Raw genomic sequence first — 17,955 nt, forward strand, 5'->3', positions numbered from 1 at the left:
TCTTCCGCTGTACGGTTTTTCAAGGATACATTGTAGGTAAACGTGGAATCCGCATGTCCTTCCATGTTTTGCTGTTCGGTCGTCAGTTCTGTTTCAAACGTTCCTTGTTCGGATACGGTCGTTGTAAACGGCAATTCTGCATAACCTTCTCCGTCTCCATCAGCGACCAATGTAAAATTGTAGTCGGCTTTCTCGACTTCAAGCGGCACGGTCACCTCCAGCGTAATTTGTTGTTCCCCGCCCGGTTGAACGGACAATTGCTGGATATCTCTTCCATTCGCTGTTATGGTATTGCTCCATCCTTCAGGCAGACCTTCCAAGGAAAATGTCAGGTTTTGAATGTTTGACCCACTGTTCATCACGTCGACCTGATAACTGACGGTTTCACCGGGTGTTACCGATAAGCCGGTGTAAGGTGTGAATAACGTAATCCCACCTGCAGCATAAGTTTGGTTCACTGCCGGTGCTGTGCTGAATAGAAGCATAACAATTGCTGTAATTGAAAGGATTTTTCTGAACATCTCCATTGACCTCCTGCTATATTTTTTCATAATAGTTACGAAGGTAATCTTGTTTTGGATTTGTTCAATTGCAAAAAAATTGATAAATTAATAGATAAAGTTTTTATACTCGTCTTAGTGGGCGACTCCTATTTGAAAACTTTGTAGTTATTGTGGGCAACCGCCAATAATGGTCGATTCTGTTCAACTAACATTCAGCGGGGAAAAGCGCCCCGCTGAATGAAGTTTCACTTTATATTTTGGAGGGCGTAACATGGGTGAACATAATGATAGCATACAGTTGTTAGAAAATATTTCCATGGGTTCCCGCCATTCCTTTGATCTGTTTTATGAAAAACATATTTCATTTGTCTTTCAGATTGCACTGCATGTGACTGGTAACAGGGCAGAAGCAGAAGATGTTTGCCACGATGTATTTCTTGAAGTTTATCAAAAAGCGGATCAATATCAGGTTTCCAAAGGCAGTGTGGAGGCGTGGCTCGCAATTAGAACAAAAAGCAGGGCACTTGATCGTGTCCGGAAGAAGAAACCGATACTTCGGGATAAACTGGAAGAATTACTGTCAGGTGAAGAAAAAGGCGCTGACAAACAGTTTCTTTCCGAATTGGAAAAAGATACGATAATCGAAGCTTTGAAACATTTGCCCAAAGAACAGCGTGAAGCAATTTACAGGTCCTATTTCCGGGAAGAAACACATAAAGAAATTGCTAGTACGATGAACAGACCGCTGGGGTCAGTTAAATCGTTAATCAGGTATGGCTTGAACAATCTGCGGAAACAGAAGTCCATATTCAGCAGGATCGACTCTAATGGGGGTGAAAAAGATGGCATTTTATAAACATATCCCCGAACAGAAAATAATTGATTTTGCCCTTGGTAAACTGGGTGAAGAAGAACGTGCAAATGTCATTCATCATACAAATCAGTGCCCTGATTGTCAGGGTGTCCTGGAGGAATGGCAATATATGATGTCCGAAGTAAACGAGGACAAATCAGTACCCTCCACCGCACTGAAAGACAAGCTTGATAAAAGTATTGACGAAGGGAACAAACCAGTTAAAAATAATCGACGGCGGAAACCAGTTTATTGGCTGGGCGGGTTGGCCGCAGCACTCCTGTTAACGATTGGACTCACCACACTCACTGATGAGAGGACTGCAATGAATGAAGATGTGATGTATAATGAGGAGATCAATGAAGCAGAGATCCAGACCAGGCCCGAGACCAAACAGCTTAAGATCATTCCTGTGTCCCGGTTCGATCATGTATCCGGCAATGTCTGGATAAATGATGCCACCAGGGAATTATTGGTTGAAATCGACGGGCTGGCCAACATGTCCGGGAGAAATTACCAGATGTGGATTGTGGATACAGATGATAATGTACATGGCGAGGTCCTGCCGATTCAAGATGGCTCTGTACGTGTTTTATACCAGGGAAAAGATGTCAATCGGTTTAAACTGATCAAAACGAGTGTAGAACCAGCTGGGGGCAGTGAGAAACCAACTGGTCCGGAAACATTTTCGGTCGATTTGCCCCATTAATGGCTGTGAAAGTTTAATGCTTACAGGAGGTGCGGTATATGTAAGCATCTTGGACTACCGGGATCCCGGCAGTCCAAGATTAGACTCATATGATATTTTACCGGTATCATTAAAACCAGGCTGCGCCAACAATGATAAGCAGGATGAATAATACGACGATCAGCGCAAATCCACCGCCGGCACCGTAGCCGCCACCAGCACCATAGCCGCCGCCATACCCGAATCCGGCACCACCGTATCCGTGACCGCCATAGCCACCGTATCCACATCCAGGTCTAGGTCCAAATCCCATTTGTACCCCTCCTCAAAGACTTTGTATTTTTAGCAGATAGGAAAGATCTTTCTTATCTGCATAAGTCAAACCAAGGCTTTCATTATAAAGGCTTGACGATAAGTCGAATTTTCTGATGTTTAATTAATAGCCAACGTAAGCAACGCCTACAATAATCAACAGGATAAATAGAACTACGATTAAGGCAAATCCTCCACCGTAGCCTGCTCCGCCAACATATTCACTCATTCATTAACACCTCCATAACCTGTTTGTTAGTAATATATGTAGGTAAATGTATATTGATATGGGTACACTCCCAAATTACGGGAATTGGGCTCAAGTATACGTCGCTTGGGCTGATCCATTTTCCGCTGGTCCCCAGTATAGTTGTCCCTTACTGAATACTTTCTGCTGCATATACTGTCATATGTTTCAAGGGATCTGGAGGTGAACGAATGTCGGTTAAATATTATTATGACTTATGCTGTAAATATAAAGGGAGACCCGTGAAAATAACCACCCGTGACGGAAAGGTCCACCGTGGTGTCATTAAAAATGTCGACAATCACCGTGTATATCTTCAGCCGCTTCATCATCGGGGGAGTTTAGGCGGCTTTGGCTATGGGTTTTATGGGGGATACGGATACGGTCCCGGATTAGCTTATGGCATCGCATTGGGAGCAATTGGTACACTGGCTGTACTTCCATTTTTCTTCTGGTAAAGGCTTGTCCTTTTGACTGAAAAACAGACGGATTCAGGGTTCGTCTGTTTTTTCGATTATATTTTCCGATTTTACAGGCAATAAGTCCTGTGTTGTGACGTCTTTTTCCTTCATATAGTTCTTGACCAGATGATACCCGGCGCAATAGCCGGCCATTTTAGGGTAAAAACCAAAACCATATAATAGTTGTGTATGTTTGCGGCCGGATTTTGGGACGTCCCGGTTGGGCATGATCAGGTTGGCACATATTCTTTCCAGTAAGGCATCCGGGTAATATGACGTCCATTTGGCTGTATACTGGTCACCAAGCCTTTCACGGACGGCATTTTCCGCCAGCCCTTCCAGAATGATAGTATCCAGCAATGTGTATTCAGCTTCCTTTTTGCTGTATTTGGATAATCTGCAGACATGGTTATACTCATGGGTGAAAAGAGCCCGTATTTCTTTTTCCGTATTGGTCTTGGAAACGAATAAAAATAGTTTATCAGAGAAAGTGAGTCCTGATTTCCCGTTTTGTTCCTGTCTTAGTTTCCGATTATTCGGATCTGCCGGGAATATAAAAATCGGAATATCCGGCCCGGTCCACTCTTTTTGTAGTTCTTTTGCTTCCCGCTGTACAATTTGCCAAATACGACGCTTCTGTAAAGTTTTGATACATTCATGCCCATCCCTGAGCGGTTCGTGGAACATGCCATGCATTGCCAAGTGCCGGTGAATTTCGGCGGCTGAGACGTCTTCATCAAATTGGCTTTTCAGTTTTGTGCAAAGTTCCAGCGGCTCATCATAATGATCCAATAGCCATTTGTCGGTTCGAATGACACTCATAAGCATTCTCCTAATCTTTTTCATCTAATACTCTATGTTTTCCTCGATTTTAATGTTACGAAATCTGTCGGTCGGGAGGGGGCAATGTGTTAGACAAATACCTTTTCATTTAATCAATGGCTTGAATAGGATATAACAAAGCGAGTCAAGGAGGTGTTATGATGATATATCCTGGAAGACCCGGAAGACCAATGCCGCCGTCCCCTCCGATGCGACCGCCCCGCCATCCGATGCAGGGACCGCGGCAATCAGCCGGTCAAAATATCTTGAATCAATTCCGGGATTCAGAAGGTAATTTGGATATTGACAAAATCACAACGACGGCTCAACAAGTCGGAAAACTCTATGATCAGGTAAGTCCGCTGATCACAAAATTTATCAAACGATAACTTACCCCGCATATAACGGACAGTAACCCGCGATAAAACGGCGACTAACTGTCCATAAATACCCGATTCTGTTCGTGCCCTTACAATGCGGGTCACAAAGGTGTTACTCAAGGTCTGTTTTTCATGGGGGTGGTAAAATCGGATGGTTATTCGTAAAGCGACAAAACGTGAAACACGGCAAATCATAAGTCATTCAATGGATGTGTTAACAGAAGCAAGTATGGGGCATATTCCAGCAAAGAAAGAAAAAGTCTGGCAAATGGTCACGCCATTTTTGGCTGGTGGCGGCTACTATCTGGTTTGCACAGAAGATGACAGACTTCAAGGATGGGTCGGCGTCGGGAGTACAACAGACTATTATACAGACAAACCAGTTGGTATAATTCCGGAACTTTACGTGCTGCCGCCATACCGGAAACAGGGGATCGCAGAAAAATTGTGTGATGAAGCATTAAGAAGGTTGCAAGGATCGGGATATGCTGCCGTCCAGCTCAATGTGTTCGCCGGCAATGCTAGTAAACAGCTTTATCAGAAGCTTGGTTTTCAAGACGTTGCCATATTAATGGAAAAGCGATTGGATTAGGCTCGAATATGTCTGCTAAAGAGACTGCCGTCATGATTGGTCGTGGCAGTCTTTTCTATTAAAGAAGATGTTCAAAAAGTCCGGAAAAATGACAACATCGAACAGATGATCTTCTGCTAAAACTGCCCACGTCCTGTGGCGGGCGCAGAAGTCACCACAAACAAGAGAAGCCCGCTCCTTGGAAAAGAAGAACGCTTTTCCTGCGTGCGAAGTGAATTCGATAAAGCTTTTCTTGTGCTCGAAACTTCGCCGCCTCGAACGTTGACACGATTGACGTGTTAGTGCCGGCGCCCGTACAGGACGCCTGAGAACTTAGACTGCCGGTCTTTTTATCAAAAGCTTAATCATTTGTAATCTGTTATGTTTCATGATAATTTAATTTACAGAATATAAAAAATATAGTGTTTAAAATGTCTTTTTTGGAACTTTAACTTAGAAGGTGATTGGATGAACAAAACACAGCATAATTGGCAGGTAATCCGGTTTAACGGATTGGATCCATTATCGCTGGATGATGAAATCGCTGCAGAATTCCCGCTGACAGTTATACTTAACGGCGAGGAATTCGCCACAATGGTATGTACACCAACCGATCTGGAAGAACTGACAATCGGTTTCCTCGCTTCGGAAGGGATCATTCGTGTTTATGATGACATAAACAATATTTCGATAGATGAAGGTAAAGGGTTTGCTTACATTGAGGTCAATAAAGAGATCGATTCGATTCAACAGGACCATTCAAAACGTTTTATTGGTTCCTGTTGCGGAAAAAGCCGTCAGTTTTATTTTAAAAGTGATGTTAGAACGGCCAAGACTGTATACAGTCGCCTGTCTATATCTGTTGATCAGTGTTACAGGTTAATTGGCCAGCTGCAGCTGGAATCAGAACAATTTATCCGGACTGGAGGGGTTCATAACGCCGTTTTGGCAGTACCTGATGAGATGCTTGCCATCCGGACCGACATTGGCAGGCATAATGCCCTTGATAAAATTTACGGTCATATACTTAAACAGCGTATTCCGTTAAAAAACAAATTAATTGTGTTCAGTGGCCGGATTTCTTCTGAAGTGTTGCTTAAGATATCCAAAATCGGTGCGGGCATCCTGCTTTCCAAGTCGGCACCCACTGATCTGGCACTGCAACTGGCGAACGATTTGGGCATTACTGTGATCGGATTCGCAAGAGAAGATAAAATGAACGTTTACACACATCCATATCGGATCGAGGAAGTCAATTAGGGATATGAAAGTAAAATATAATGCCGTGTTGGCCGGTAAACCAGGCAGTGTCTGGATTATCAGTTTTTTATGTTCTAAAATCTGCATAAGTAAATGTTCACGGGCTTTTTACCAAAAAAAGGATGCAATAGGAGCAGAAATTTTTGTGCAAAATAACAACAGATCAATTGATTGGAGGGATATGCATGCCGAAAAAGCAGCATAAAACGAATCCGGAAGATAGCCGTAACATCGCTGAAAAGGATTATGAACCGGCAAATTACCGCGGCAGCACACAGTTTGAAAAGGGAATAGCGGAAACGCATGAACAAGTGTCAGATGACTACAAGGAAGGAACGATTGACAGAAAATTAGAGGACGAATAATCTCATTTGAAAGATTCAAGGTCAAGCGCCTTTTTTGTCATTTGTCATACAATCGCCTTGGCAATGTTAATGACAATAGCGTATCGTATATTAACCGGCCAAGCAATGAAAAACCAGCGCTCATTCAATTCTCACCTTGACGGATAAAGTCTCTTTGTCGAAAAAGAGACTTTTTTTATGAAAAATATCGATGTCTGTTTACTTTTTACTATAGCCATGAGCATATTTCTTCAAATCAATCACATCCGCCTTTACCCTCTTGAAAGTCATTCATACGATAATATATAACGTCCAGACAACCATCGTGAATAAAAATGCAGCAACTTGTAATCCACTCCATATAATTAAAGCTTACTCTGCTATTCTTACTCGGGAGGTGAACACCATGGATAATATGTTAAAAAAAGCAGAAAAGAAAACAGGGGTTAAAAGTAAAGATATCATGAATCTTGCTCAATCACTGAATGGTACCGATCTATCGAATGAAAAAAATATAAGAAGGCTTGTTAAACAAATTTCCAGGATGGCCAATAAAAAGGTTTCAAAAAGTACAGAAGATATGATTGTGGAAACGCTGACGAAGAAAAAAGGAAAAATCGATCATTCGACTATTTCAAAAATGTTATAGCAAAATCAGAAATCCCCCAACTGTCATGATCAAAGGGGGATTTTGTATATCCTATTTTCTTTCCCAGAAACGTTGCATGGCAATGGCAGAGACAAAGTCCTTTTCAAAGTTGGGATTATTTCCTGCAAAAACGACACCAGCCAAATTATTTTGTTCTGATGTCTGAATATAAGACTGTCCTGTTGAGGCAACACCGATTGGTTTATAGTGTTTATACGCATTTTGTATGAAATGCCTAAACTCCTGATCAAATTTTTCCTGATTCTTAGAACTGCCGCCAATGACGTAGAGTGAGTCATACAGATAAGGACTCGTTGTAAGAAATGTCTCATCAACTTTGAGTTTTGTGCCATCAGCACCTGTCACCGTACCAAGGTGTTCACTGACAATTTTAATAAAAACGCCACATTGCTGCAGATAGTTAAGCACACTTTTGCCAATCAGTACACCTACTTTTTGTGTATATGCATAACTCGGTGTATTGTACTGGCTAAGAGAAGGATAACTTGTTGAAATGGGGACATGGGAACCACTTGGACGATCGACACCAATATTATCAGCAACGGTGCAAGCCATTTCCTTATCGACATTGACAAGCAAATTAACGTTTTGCTGGCGGACAGATTCGCTTTCTACTTTTCCGAGTTGATAGCTGAACGCTTGAATCGTATGCTGCTTTTCAACAGGTGTCATGCTATTCCAAAATATTCTTGGTTGCGAGAAGTAATCTTTGAACGATTCACTTCGATTTCGTATGACGTAACCTTCCACTTTTTTCGGATAATGCTCATACCCGCCTGCTTCCGGAGGTGTCGTGTATGGGGTGTTATTTGCCAGCGAATTTTCATGATAGTTTACCTCATCCACATCGATTCGATATCGCATAGGGCCTCGCCTTTGATTATTATGAAATGGGCAAATCGGTTTATTGATCGGTAATTCTACAAAATTCGTTCCAATTCGATGTACTTGTGCAGCATGATAAGCAAATAACCTTCCCTGCAGGACGGGATCATTGGAAAAATCAATTCCCGGAACGACATTTGCAGGATTAAATGCGGCTTGTTCTGATTCTGTATGGTAATTATCAATGTTTCTATTTAACGTCATCTTCCCGATAAGGTGAACAGGGACAAGCTCTTCCGGCCAAAACTTTGAAGGATCAAGAACATCAAAGTCATATTTGAATTCATCCTCCAGCGGAATCAGTTGGACACCTAATTCATATTCAGGAAACGCCCCCTTGTCAATCGCTTCTCGTAAATCTCTCCGGTGGAAATCCGGATCAAGTCCGCCGATTTTCAGCGCCTCATCCTGAAGCAGGGAATGAACACCAAGAACAGGCTTCCAAACAAACCTGACAAAGGTTGCTGTGCCTTGTTCGTTGACAAATAGGTACGTATTAATGGACCACGATTCCATCATTCGGTAACTACTTAAAATACCCCGGTCAGACATGATCCACTGCACCATATGAAGTGATTCCGGGTTATTGGCGACATAATCCCAAAAATAGTCGTGTGCGCCGGTAGCTGTTGGTATGGCATCATCCGGTTTAGATTGGTACGCGTGCATCGCATCGGGAAATTTCATTGGGTCTTGATTAATTAATACAGGCATATCGATTGTTGTCAGATCGTAATTTCCTTCTTCTGTATAAAACTTAACGCCCTGACAACGTAAATCCCTCGCCGTATCATACGACCCCTCTAGGCCCTTGTACGGTGGAAAAACGAATAGTTAATGGCGTCTTTTTACCCGCTTCCTGTAAAAATCCCGCTTTTGTCACATGCCTCATCGACTGATAACACTCAAACTCCCCATAGGCACTGTAACCTCTTGCATGAACCGTTCTTTCAGGTTCCTCTTCCTGCACAAAATGTGTCATTTTTTCAAAGTAATGGACATCCTGATGTAATGTAGGATCACGTTCACCGGCTGATAATATGTCCGAATCGTTTGATATTTTTCTGCCTTGATTTGTCGTCATTGGCTTCCCTGTGTTTTCTCTACGATAATGATTCAGCTGTTCCTGTTTAGAATTTTGGCCCAGATGCCGGTTGTTTTCTGACGATGACTTATTATCCATGTAATCCCTCCGTAGTGGCATAAAAATTTATTAACCTTTATATACTTATGCATGGTTTCTGAAGCTTAGAATAGTCAATTTCACTGATTATTATTCGAGTTACATAAAAATTCGCATATTCTCTCACCCGCTTCATACAGTAATAGCAGCCATAAAGGAGGAATGTTTGATGGAAGAAATGAACATGATAAGACAGGGATTATATTTACAAGGTTTTTCTGTCTATGAGGCGGATACCTCGTATATTCATAACATACTTTGCACGATGAATCAGGCACAGGCGTCTTTCACCGCATTCCCTCATCTGAATCAGGAAGTCCCCATTACAATTGTAGATAAGGCGTTAATGCGAGATGAGTGAGTTAGCCTTCTTAACCGCTACTGAGCTTGCACCATTAATCCAATCTCGGCAACTGTCGCCGGTCGAATTGACCAACGATATGTTAAACCGCATCGACTCAATGGACCCGAGTCTCCGCACATATATTACACCTCTTCATGATTTAGCCCGCCATCATGCCAAAAAAGCAGAAGCTGATATCATAAGCGGTGCATACAAAGGACCTCTCCATGGCATCCCGATCGGTATCAAAGATAATTACTATACAAAAGGTATCCGAACGTCAGTCGGCTCAAAACTGTTTGCAAATTTTATTCCTGACAAAACGGCGACAACAGTTGAAAAACTGTTGGGAGCAGGGACCATTATGTTAGGAAAACAAAATCTTCATGAACTTGCTGCCGGGTCAACAAGGACAAATCCGTTCTTTGGCACAACCCGAAATCCATGGAATACCCAATACATGCCAGGCGGATCAAGCAGCGGGGGGACTGCTTCTTTGGCAGCCGGTCTGACAACAGTTGCAACCGGATCAGATACATTCGGCTCGATTCGCTTACCAGCTGCCATGTGCGGTGTTTACGGGTTAAAGACAACTTATGGCCTCACCAGCACACATGGTATATTCCCTACAGCGATGTCACTGGATACGGCCGGCCCCATGGCACGGTCGGTTTCAGATTTGGCTTTGATGCTTCAATGTATGGCAGGTTTTGATGTCAATGATCCCGTAAGCCTTAAGGCACCGATTCCAAACTACACGGAACATCTTAATCAAGGAATCAAGGGCTTAAAAATCGGTATTCCATCTTATTATCTTGAAGGATTAGATCCGGATGTCGAAAAGCTTTTCCAGCATGCGATCACAACATTGCAGCATTTAGGGGCTGACATAAAGGAAATGGCGATCCCTGAATTAACGCTGTCAACATTTTCAGGCTATGCTATTGTGACCGGAGAAGCGTCTAATTTTCATTATGAATGGCTCAGGACGCGTCCAGAGGAGTATTCCGCGGATAACCGGGCATTCTTTTCAGCTGGTACATTGACGACGACACCCCAATATGTCATAGCTCAGCAAGCCCGGCGAAAGATGACAGAAGCATTTGATAAAGCCTTTGAAGATGTTGATGTGCTGCTTGGCCCGACGATACCGATGACAACACCGGCGTTCAGTGAGAATTGGGTTGACCAAAATTTAGAGGTGATACGACGCTGCCTGCCATTTACCGCGCCTGTCAATTTAACGGGAACACCAGGCTTGGCTGTGCCAATGGGATTAGATCAAAGAGGACTTCCTGTCGGTATGCAATTCATTGGCAATCATCTTTCCGAAAAATGTCTGCTGCAGATCGGTCATGTGTGGGAACGTACAGAACCATTAAGCATAAGGGCATGATGCACGACCTGCACATGTCCTTTAGTTTTGCGTATCTTCCAAAAAATACATTTGGAAAGACTGGTCAATCACTTTGACACGATAGCGATTCCGGATTACGGCCGCTATGTGAGTTGGGAACACTAACTTATTTTGAAAACCTCGGCTTGTTGCCGCAACTTTGGCAACAAACCTTAGTCTTTTTTTGGTCGGTGTTGTGAACAATCATTTGAAAAACTGTATTTATTTCTACTGAATGAAATTTGTATAAATCCATCTCCTTAGGTCAATTATTTTGAGGTGCGATGCATAAAAGGAATTAGCGTCACCAATGACGAAATATAATTGTAAGGCTTATCGAGGGGGGATCGAATGAGCGTGAAACATTATAGTTTTGGAATGCTTTTTCTGTTTATGGGCGTATTATTGATTGGATCGTTCGCTATAAATAAGCCAGATCAGATAGATAGTGGGAGAGAGGCGTACAATATGATGGGTGAAAAACTGAACCATTTGATAGAAAATGAACCGAAACTACAGGGTTCGATCGCGGGGATAAGTATCCGTCACGCTACAACAGGAGATAAAATTTATGACCATATGGGGGACGTGAGGCTGCGTCCGGCTTCCAACATGAAATTATTAACAGCTGCCGCAGCCCTTGCCGTATTGGGGGAGGATTACAAGTTTTCAACGGAAGTGCTGACCGACGGATCCGTATCAAATAATAAACTGAATGGTGACCTTTTTTTAAAAGGAAAAGGTGACCCGACACTACTACCTGATGACTTTGATACATTTGCAAAAAAAGTGAAAGAAAACGGAATTGATGTGATTAACGGTGATATCGTCGGGGATGATACATGGTTTGATGATGTCCGGTTGTCACCTGATGTTGTCTGGCGTGACGAGCACTGGTACTATGGTGCACAAATTTCTGCTTTAACCGCTTCACCTGATGAAGATTTCGATGCCGGAATGGTCACTGTTGAAGTGACGCCGGGTGATGCCGGGGAAAAGCCTTCCGTAACCATCAAACCCGAGACGGCATATGTCGATGTCAGCAATAACGCCAAAACAGTAGCCGCTGGAACTGAAGAGGATTTGACGTTTAACCGGATTCACGGTAAGAACACGATAACGATTGAGGGGACGATCGCGGCTGAATCAGATAATGTAAAGGAGTGGATGGCCGTTTGGGAACCGACCGGCTATGTGCTGGATCTATTCAGGCAATCGTTGGAAAAGCAGGGGATTACATGGACCGGCGAAGTAAAAACCGGACAAGCCCCGGAAAAAAAGAATGTATTATATACTCATGAATCGATGCCTCTTTCAGGGCTGCTTGTTCCGTTCATGAAATTAAGCAACAATACACATGCAGAGATGCTTGTTAAGGAAATGGGCAAAGTTGTACATGATGAAGGCAGCTGGGAAAAGGGTCTTGAGGTCGTTGAAACGGAAATGCAAAAACTCGGATTGAATACCCATACTCTCACCATCAGGGATGGGTCCGGTATTTCACATATGAATATGATTCCGGCCAATGAAATTTCCAAATTGTTGCATGCAGTGCAGGAGGAGCCTTGGTTTGATACATACCTTAACGCTCTTCCTGAAAGTGGTGCATCAGAAAGGATGATCGGTGGAACTTTGCGGTATCGGATGGACGGTCAAAACGTTCAGGCCAAAACCGGGACGATTGATGGTGTGAGCGCACTTTCAGGTTATGTGAAAACAACTCAGGGGGAAAAGCTGATTTTTTCCATCATGCAGAATAATTTGCTTGATGAAGAAGATGGACCTGATATTGAGAATGAAATTGTTCAGATAATCGCAAACCACGAATAAAGGGAGCCTGTCCAGGGGCTCCCTTTTTAAATGCCGATGATCGGCAACGCTTATTGATTGTTGTTTTGCTGTGCCTGCTGCTGTGCTTGAGTCACTTGCTGCTGTGCCTGCTGCAGCTGTTGCTGTGCTTGTTGCGCTTGCTGGTTCTGCTGTGCGCCTGCTTGTTGCTGTGCATTTTGCAACTGCTGCTGCGCTTGCTGTACCTGCTGCTGCGCCTGCTGCAGCTGCTGCGGATCAGCACTAGCCTGTGCTTGCTGGACAGCCTGTTGAGCCTGCTGCGCTTGTTGTACTGCCTGTTGCAGCTGTTGTTGGTTTTGTTGTGCCATTACATATAACCTCCATATTGTTATTTTTCGAGCTTTGTAACGCTCCGTATTTATCATGCCGCATGTTGTTATAATTATGTATTGGATTATAAATTCCTTGAAACTTTTTCCTATTTTACTGACTTTAACTAGTAAGAAGGGAGGATGGGGGAGCGCGGTTTTCCGCAAGAATCACCAGTGTATTCTGTCACACGTGAAGCAGCAGATTATATTTATCTGGAAAATTTGAAAGTAATCATTCCAATTACGAAATAATATATACTAGGGAATTGGCTCATATAGAGTGTCAGTCCCTTTTTATGTTGGCTAAAGTGTTGCTAAACTTGAAATGCTGACTGTGTTAGTTGTCGGATGATTGGCTGATGTCTTGAAGCTGTTCTTATGAAGCTGTTCAAAAACCCATGCAGCAAATGCATATAACGCTCCCAATCTCACATAATAACATCATGACTATATTTATCGTCCAAGAAGGATGTTCATATGACTATGAAAAAATCACAGAAAAACGTGCAAAGGGATTTTGACAAGCTGTTAAAAGAATTGAAAAATAAAGATGGATTTATTAATTACCGGTATGAGCATGTAAAAGGAACGATACATTTAGGCTATTTAAAAACAGGTGTTGACCCGGAAAAACTGGAAAAATACATACTGCCCCGGATACAGGACTATGTGTACAATGATTTAACCGAACTGAATGAACATATCCCGTTTACCCAAACGGAATTGACCGATGATAACAGTCAGATCCAGGAAAAGCTGGTTCATGGTTTTATATATCTTTATATGGAGAATGTCAGCCCGTCGTATTTGTTGATTCCGGTTCCACTTGATGAAAAACGTGAAGTATCCACTCCTGAAATCGAATTTAGTGTTGTCGGGCCAAAAGAAGCGTTTGTAGAAGATATTGACACCAATTTGAATCTCATACGTAAACGATTGGCGATCCCTCAGTTAAGAATTGAAAAATTAGAAGTCGGTACAGTCACCAAAACGGACGTTGCGGTTGTCTCAATCGACGGAATAGCCGATGAGGAAAATGTTCAAACGGCGGTTCAGCGTATCAAAGATGTTCAAATTGATCAGGTGGTAGACAGCTCATTTATTCAGCAGACTATTGCCGATAATCAAAATTCACCATTCCCGCAGCTTCTGGATACTGAACGGCCTGACCGGATTACCTCTATACTTGTGGAGGGGAAAGTTGCGATCGTTGTTGATAATTCGCCGCATGTTTTACTAGGGCCAACCACACTGATTGAATTTTTTTCGTCGTTTGAAGATTACTTTTTAAATTGGATGACTGCATCGGCTTTCCGGCTGATTCGTCTGGTCGCTGTCTTTTTCTCAATCTTAATCTCGCCATTATACGTTGCCGTCCTGACCCATCATTTTGAAATTATACCACACGCCATGCTCGTTACGCTCGTCCATTCCAGAACGCAAGTACCATTTCCGCCGATTCTGGAAGCACTCATCCTTGAGTTTTCGATTGAATTGCTGCGTGAGGCGGGTGCCAGACTGCCAACCAAAGTCGGTCAGACGATTGGTATTGTGGGCGGTATCGTGATCGGAACCGCAGCTGTTGAAGCAGGGATGACAAGTAATGTGCTACTGATTGTTGTAGGGGTGGCTGCATTGGGGTCATTTACAACCCCGGTGTATAAAATGAGTAACACGATCCGGCTGATCCGATTCCCATTACTCATCGTTGCGGGTGTTTACGGATTGATTGGTCTGGCGATTGCCATTGCTTATATTATGGTGCACCTGCTGCGGCTGACATCGCTGGGAAGACCATTTTTTGCTCCGGTTTTTCCGTTTCGTTTGCAGGATTTCAAGGATGCACTGATCCGCCTGCCGTTTGACACACAAAACAAACGTCCATATCAGGTACGTCCAAGTAAAGTTAAACGGCCTCTTACCAATGAAAATGACAAGTAGAGGGATTGCGATGATTTCAATCGACGATAAAGTACCGGCCCTGATGGTGTTTTTTCTCATTTCAGCTTCACAATTAGGTGTCGGGTATCTTGGTTTTCAAAGTATTATCAACAAATACGCCGGTAATGATGCTTGGATTTCAATCATCGTTGCCGGTCTTGGTGTCAGTGTCATCATTTGGCTCATGTATCAGATATTAAAAAACGATAAAACAGGGGATATTGTTGCGATCCATCAGTTCACGTATGGCAAATGGCTTGGAAACTTTTTGACGCTGCTATTCACCATGTATTTGCTGTTGATGGCAACTGTTGTGCTGCGTACGTATGTTGAAATTATCCAGGTATGGATATTTCCGCATTTAAAAGTCTGGGCGTTCTTATCACTGCTGATTCCGCTGATTTATTACACGATTTCTGATCAATTCCGGACGGTTGTCGGCGTATGTTTCCTTGGGATTGTCTATCCATTTTTTTTAAATCTGACGCTGCTCTACCCATTAAAATATGCGGATATTACGAATATACAGCCAATCATGGATCACACCATCACAGAAATTATGCAATCGTCGGGCTTAGCCGCGCTTGATTTTATGGGCATTTCAGCGCTGCTTGTCTTTTATCCGTTCATACGTGAATCCGGCAAATCACAAAAATATGCCCATTATGGGAACCTCTATACGACGGTGACATATGTAATTGTTTGTTTGATCGCGTATGTTTATTACAACCAAAGCGAATTGGAAAACGTCATTTGGGCAACCTTAGGGCTCTGGAAAATCATTGAGATGCCGTTTATGGAACGCTTTGAGTACTTTGGGATTGCCACATTGTTCTTTACAATTTTGCCAAATGTCGTCCTCTTTATGTGGGCGGCCACACGTCTGGTGCACCGTACCTTTGGCTTCCAGCATAAAAAAGTCGCCGTTGTTCTCTTGGGGATTCTCTTCATTGCGTGTGTCATGTCGATGGGCAGGGAAGGTGTTAATATACTGAATGATACGGCCGGAAGGATTGGGCTCGTGTTTTTGTTTATTTACATACCTGTTCTGTTTATAATCAATTTTATTCGCAGGAAGGTGCGGAAAAATGTATCTTAAATATATTATTTTTTTCGTGTTTGTGATTGTCAGTTTACTGTTTAATTTTCAGATGCCGACCAAAGTGATCGATCAGATTCAAACGATTACCGTGGCGGGGTATGATGCGACTGAAGAGGATACGATCCAGGAAACCGTTGTGTCACCGAAATATCAGGAGGAAGGTCGAGTGGAAGATTTTATCTACACGGATACAGCTGCAAATATATATGAGAATCGGGTTAACTTAAATGCAAAAGCGACCGAACGATTGCTGAACGGTAAGCTGCAGGTTGCGTTATATAATCAGGAATTGGCCGAACAAGGCATTGAGAACTTTATCGAATATTTGACAAGAGATCCGTCGATTGGCGGTAACTTAAACCTTGCAGTGGTCGAAGGGTCAACACGTGAGCTGATCGATTCAGTAACAACCGGTAAGGGAATTGGTGTTTTTTTCAACGATTTATTTGAACATAATATAATACACGGAAGTTTACCGCAAACGAATTTAAAACTATTTGAATCCTGTCTGAAGAGTGAAACCTGTGACCCTTTTTTACCGATGTTCAGTGTTGAAGACGAAAATGCGACGCTAAAAGCAATCGCGTTGTTTGACGATGATAAATATGTTGATAACTTACCGATCCAGAAAGCCAATGTGTTTAAACTGCTTTATGAAAATGTCAGTGATAGCAATTATCAACATAAAAATGAGAGATATAATGTAGCACTTGAAAATCTTGAGTCAGATAAAGATATGGTTTTTGAAACGAATGGTGGCAGTGGTGAAGTTACGATTAATGTAAAGCTGCGGGGCGTTATTAGGGAATTCACTGGAAACAAAGTGACAGAACGGTTGACAGCGATTGAAAAAGATGTTGCAAAGGATATCGAAGAAGAGATAGATAAAATGATTAACCGTTTTCAGGAATTGAATATTGACCCGCTTAATATTGAAGGGACTGTCAAAAGCAGTAATCGGGATTATAATAAGGATCAGTTTAAATCTGCCTATCAGGAGATGCCGGTTAATGCGAGTGTGACGGTAAGAATTACGGGAACGGGTACAGAACGTTGAATTCAACAAAAAGGATAGGCGCTGCAGGATAGTTTGAGAAAGTCAGTGTTTTGAGAAGAGGATTATATGCGGACTCTGTCGCACTCTGACATCATGACTCATAGGATGCTTCTTCCTGATCAGGCCCGCCGCTATATTTAATGGAAGGGAAGAGGATGGCATTAAAGCTGTTCCGTGGCCGTGAGTGGTTGTCGAAGGCGGGTTGTGCAGATTGTGTCAGATTTTGTCGAAACCCCGAAGTTTACAAGTATATCGAAGTTCACAGTGGAAATCCCGAAGTTCATATTACTTTGCCAGAAGTTCACAAATTTTCCACTGAAGTTTTACGGATTCCAGTTGCCAGCCACCCGCCTTTGGCTTGCTTATCACTTGATGTCATCAATCGACTGATATTTTTTGTCAAAACCTAAATGGACAACTTCCCATAAATAAAATGAAGCAATGGTCAGGTGGGGGTCCCAGACAGGCTGTTTGTCAAGCAGGATCTGGCGTCGTTCGGACTTGTCCACTTCATACAGCCACTTTGCCCCGCGCTGGAGGCCGATATCATCAACTGCGAGCACGTTCATCCGGCCGAGTGAAAAAATCAGAAACATCTCGGCTGTCCATTTACCAATTCCTCTAATACTTGTCAGTTGTTTGATGACGGAGGAATTATCCATATCATCCATTCGATCAAAATCAATTGTTTTATTATAAACTTTAGTGGCCAGATCGCGTAAATATGCTATTTTCTGCCGGGATTGGCCGGTTGCCCGCAATTGCTCATCTGATGTCT

At 42.8% G+C, this 17,955-nt stretch carries 18 protein-coding genes and 3 pseudogenes; 14 read left to right on the top strand and 7 right to left on the bottom strand.

The window, feature by feature from the left end; genetic code table 11:
• Positions 1 to 521 (bottom strand): NEW3 domain-containing protein (locus VK080_RS15735; protein ID WP_324225722.1); only part of this gene is annotated, 521 nt, incomplete at its 3' end.
• 253 nt (positions 522 to 774) lie between these two features.
• Between VK080_RS15735 and VK080_RS15740 the strand changes: the two genes are divergently transcribed.
• Positions 775 to 1,359 (top strand): RNA polymerase sigma factor, encoded by a 585-nt coding sequence (locus tag VK080_RS15740; protein WP_324225723.1) that lies wholly within the window; start codon positions 775 to 777, stop codon positions 1,357 to 1,359.
• The gene (locus VK080_RS15745) at positions 1,346 to 2,065 is read left to right on the top strand and encodes an anti-sigma factor (RefSeq protein WP_324225724.1); all 720 of its coding nucleotides are present in this window, start codon (positions 1,346 to 1,348) and stop codon (positions 2,063 to 2,065) included. Before VK080_RS15740 ends, VK080_RS15745 begins: the two co-directional genes overlap by 14 nt.
• Before the next feature lie 109 nt (positions 2,066 to 2,174).
• Here VK080_RS15745 and VK080_RS16105 read toward each other — a convergent pair.
• A pseudogene (locus VK080_RS16105) lies at positions 2,175 to 2,258 on the bottom strand (YjcZ family sporulation protein); the annotation flags it as partial.
• A gap of 222 nt (positions 2,259 to 2,480) precedes the next feature.
• Positions 2,481 to 2,585: a YjcZ family sporulation protein gene (locus VK080_RS15755; protein WP_083838364.1), complete on the bottom strand. Its 105-nt coding sequence runs from the start codon at positions 2,583 to 2,585 to the stop codon at positions 2,481 to 2,483.
• Positions 2,586 to 2,794: 209 nt separating this feature from the next.
• Between VK080_RS15755 and VK080_RS15760 the strand changes: the two genes are divergently transcribed.
• On the top strand, positions 2,795 to 3,061 hold the full coding sequence (locus tag VK080_RS15760) for a hypothetical protein (protein WP_324225726.1): 267 nt from the start codon (positions 2,795 to 2,797) through the stop codon (positions 3,059 to 3,061).
• Positions 3,062 to 3,094: 33 nt separating this feature from the next.
• On the opposite strand, the gene VK080_RS15765 is transcribed toward VK080_RS15760, so the two are convergent.
• Entirely contained in the window at positions 3,095 to 3,886 is a 792-nt protein-coding gene (locus VK080_RS15765) for a DUF2268 domain-containing protein (protein WP_324225727.1), read from the bottom strand.
• 158 nt (positions 3,887 to 4,044) lie between these two features.
• Between VK080_RS15765 and VK080_RS15770 the strand changes: the two genes are divergently transcribed.
• The 5 genes and pseudogenes from VK080_RS15770 to VK080_RS15790 all read left to right on the top strand — a co-directional run bounded on the left by VK080_RS15770 (position 4,045) and on the right by VK080_RS15790 (position 7,090).
• Positions 4,045 to 4,275, top strand: a complete 231-nt coding sequence (locus VK080_RS15770) for a YppG family protein (protein WP_324225728.1) — start codon at positions 4,045 to 4,047, stop codon at positions 4,273 to 4,275.
• A gap of 142 nt (positions 4,276 to 4,417) precedes the next feature.
• Positions 4,418 to 4,858, top strand: a complete 441-nt coding sequence (locus VK080_RS15775; RefSeq protein WP_324225729.1) for a GNAT family N-acetyltransferase — start codon at positions 4,418 to 4,420, stop codon at positions 4,856 to 4,858.
• 447 nt (positions 4,859 to 5,305) lie between these two features.
• Positions 5,306 to 6,097 carry a formate dehydrogenase accessory sulfurtransferase FdhD gene (gene fdhD, locus VK080_RS15780; RefSeq protein WP_324225730.1) on the top strand — a complete coding sequence of 264 codons (792 nt, stop codon included), beginning with the start codon at positions 5,306 to 5,308 and terminating at the stop codon, positions 6,095 to 6,097.
• A 200-nt stretch (positions 6,098 to 6,297) separates the two neighbouring features.
• Positions 6,298 to 6,462, top strand: a pseudogene (locus tag VK080_RS15785) (YozQ family protein); the annotation flags it as partial.
• Positions 6,463 to 6,847: 385 nt separating this feature from the next.
• On the top strand, positions 6,848 to 7,090 hold the full coding sequence (locus VK080_RS15790; RefSeq protein ID WP_324225731.1) for a stage VI sporulation protein F: 243 nt from the start codon (positions 6,848 to 6,850) through the stop codon (positions 7,088 to 7,090).
• A gap of 51 nt (positions 7,091 to 7,141) precedes the next feature.
• Here the strand turns inward: VK080_RS15790 and VK080_RS15795 are convergent.
• Positions 7,142 to 9,179, bottom strand: a pseudogene (locus tag VK080_RS15795) (catalase).
• A 169-nt stretch (positions 9,180 to 9,348) separates the two neighbouring features.
• On the opposite strand from VK080_RS15795, the gene VK080_RS15800 reads away from it, so the two are divergent.
• The 3 genes from VK080_RS15800 to dacB all read left to right on the top strand — a co-directional run bounded on the left by VK080_RS15800 (position 9,349) and on the right by dacB (position 12,748).
• The gene (locus VK080_RS15800) at positions 9,349 to 9,540 is read left to right on the top strand and encodes a hypothetical protein (RefSeq protein WP_324225732.1); all 192 of its coding nucleotides are present in this window, start codon (positions 9,349 to 9,351) and stop codon (positions 9,538 to 9,540) included.
• Positions 9,533 to 10,918, top strand: coding sequence for an amidase (locus VK080_RS15805; protein ID WP_324225733.1), 1,386 nt, complete (start codon positions 9,533 to 9,535; stop codon positions 10,916 to 10,918). The genes VK080_RS15800 and VK080_RS15805 overlap by 8 nt, the downstream gene beginning before the upstream one ends.
• A gap of 351 nt (positions 10,919 to 11,269) precedes the next feature.
• Positions 11,270 to 12,748 carry a D-alanyl-D-alanine carboxypeptidase/D-alanyl-D-alanine endopeptidase gene (gene dacB, locus VK080_RS15810; RefSeq protein ID WP_324225734.1) on the top strand — a complete coding sequence of 493 codons (1,479 nt, stop codon included), beginning with the start codon at positions 11,270 to 11,272 and terminating at the stop codon, positions 12,746 to 12,748.
• A gap of 50 nt (positions 12,749 to 12,798) precedes the next feature.
• Here the strand turns inward: dacB and VK080_RS15815 are convergent, their stop codons facing one another.
• Positions 12,799 to 13,074, bottom strand: a complete 276-nt coding sequence (locus VK080_RS15815) for a hypothetical protein (protein ID WP_324225735.1) — start codon at positions 13,072 to 13,074, stop codon at positions 12,799 to 12,801.
• Between the two features lie 480 nt (positions 13,075 to 13,554).
• Between VK080_RS15815 and VK080_RS15820 the strand changes: the two genes are divergently transcribed.
• From VK080_RS15820 to VK080_RS15830, 3 genes are read left to right on the top strand one after another with little or no spacing between them, the layout of a single operon-like run.
• Positions 13,555 to 15,018, top strand: coding sequence for a spore germination protein (locus VK080_RS15820; RefSeq protein WP_324225736.1), 1,464 nt, complete (start codon positions 13,555 to 13,557; stop codon positions 15,016 to 15,018).
• A 10-nt stretch (positions 15,019 to 15,028) separates the two neighbouring features.
• Complete coding sequence (locus VK080_RS15825) at positions 15,029 to 16,117, top strand: GerAB/ArcD/ProY family transporter (protein ID WP_324225737.1); 1,089 nt, start codon at positions 15,029 to 15,031, stop codon at positions 16,115 to 16,117.
• On the top strand, positions 16,107 to 17,177 hold the full coding sequence (locus VK080_RS15830) for a Ger(x)C family spore germination protein (RefSeq protein ID WP_324225738.1): 1,071 nt from the start codon (positions 16,107 to 16,109) through the stop codon (positions 17,175 to 17,177). The genes VK080_RS15825 and VK080_RS15830 overlap by 11 nt, the downstream gene beginning before the upstream one ends.
• A gap of 365 nt (positions 17,178 to 17,542) precedes the next feature.
• Here VK080_RS15830 and VK080_RS15835 read toward each other — a convergent pair.
• A partial coding sequence (locus VK080_RS15835; RefSeq protein WP_414672267.1) for a DNA-3-methyladenine glycosylase family protein occupies positions 17,543 to 17,955 on the bottom strand: 413 nt, incomplete at its 5' end.

It is taken from the genome of Lentibacillus sp. (assembly GCF_035301925.1).
Taxonomy (GTDB): Bacteria; Bacillota; Bacilli; order Bacillales; family Amphibacillaceae; genus Lentibacillus.

What these genes read in the sequence shown, in the direction of transcription:
- VK080_RS15740 (WP_324225723.1), top strand. Translation starts at nt 775, where the DNA reads ATGGGTGAACATAATGATAGCATACAGTTGTTAGAAAATATTTCCATG.
- VK080_RS15745 (WP_324225724.1), top strand. Translation starts at nt 1,346, where the DNA reads ATGGCATTTTATAAACATATCCCCGAACAGAAAATAATTGATTTTGCC.
- VK080_RS15755 (WP_083838364.1), bottom strand. Translation starts at nt 2,585, where the DNA reads ATGAGTGAATATGTTGGCGGAGCAGGCTACGGTGGAGGATTTGCCTTA.
- VK080_RS15760 (WP_324225726.1), top strand. Translation starts at nt 2,795, where the DNA reads ATGTCGGTTAAATATTATTATGACTTATGCTGTAAATATAAAGGGAGA.
- VK080_RS15765 (WP_324225727.1), bottom strand. Translation starts at nt 3,886, where the DNA reads ATGAGTGTCATTCGAACCGACAAATGGCTATTGGATCATTATGATGAG.
- VK080_RS15770 (WP_324225728.1), top strand. Translation starts at nt 4,045, where the DNA reads ATGATGATATATCCTGGAAGACCCGGAAGACCAATGCCGCCGTCCCCT.
- VK080_RS15775 (WP_324225729.1), top strand. Translation starts at nt 4,418, where the DNA reads ATGGTTATTCGTAAAGCGACAAAACGTGAAACACGGCAAATCATAAGT.
- fdhD (WP_324225730.1), top strand. Translation starts at nt 5,306, where the DNA reads ATGAACAAAACACAGCATAATTGGCAGGTAATCCGGTTTAACGGATTG.
- VK080_RS15790 (WP_324225731.1), top strand. Translation starts at nt 6,848, where the DNA reads ATGGATAATATGTTAAAAAAAGCAGAAAAGAAAACAGGGGTTAAAAGT.
- VK080_RS15800 (WP_324225732.1), top strand. Translation starts at nt 9,349, where the DNA reads ATGGAAGAAATGAACATGATAAGACAGGGATTATATTTACAAGGTTTT.
- VK080_RS15805 (WP_324225733.1), top strand. Translation starts at nt 9,533, where the DNA reads ATGAGTGAGTTAGCCTTCTTAACCGCTACTGAGCTTGCACCATTAATC.
- dacB (WP_324225734.1), top strand. Translation starts at nt 11,270, where the DNA reads ATGAGCGTGAAACATTATAGTTTTGGAATGCTTTTTCTGTTTATGGGC.
- VK080_RS15815 (WP_324225735.1), bottom strand. Translation starts at nt 13,074, where the DNA reads ATGGCACAACAAAACCAACAACAGCTGCAACAGGCAGTACAACAAGCG.
- VK080_RS15820 (WP_324225736.1), top strand. Translation starts at nt 13,555, where the DNA reads ATGACTATGAAAAAATCACAGAAAAACGTGCAAAGGGATTTTGACAAG.
- VK080_RS15825 (WP_324225737.1), top strand. Translation starts at nt 15,029, where the DNA reads ATGATTTCAATCGACGATAAAGTACCGGCCCTGATGGTGTTTTTTCTC.
- VK080_RS15830 (WP_324225738.1), top strand. Translation starts at nt 16,107, where the DNA reads ATGTATCTTAAATATATTATTTTTTTCGTGTTTGTGATTGTCAGTTTA.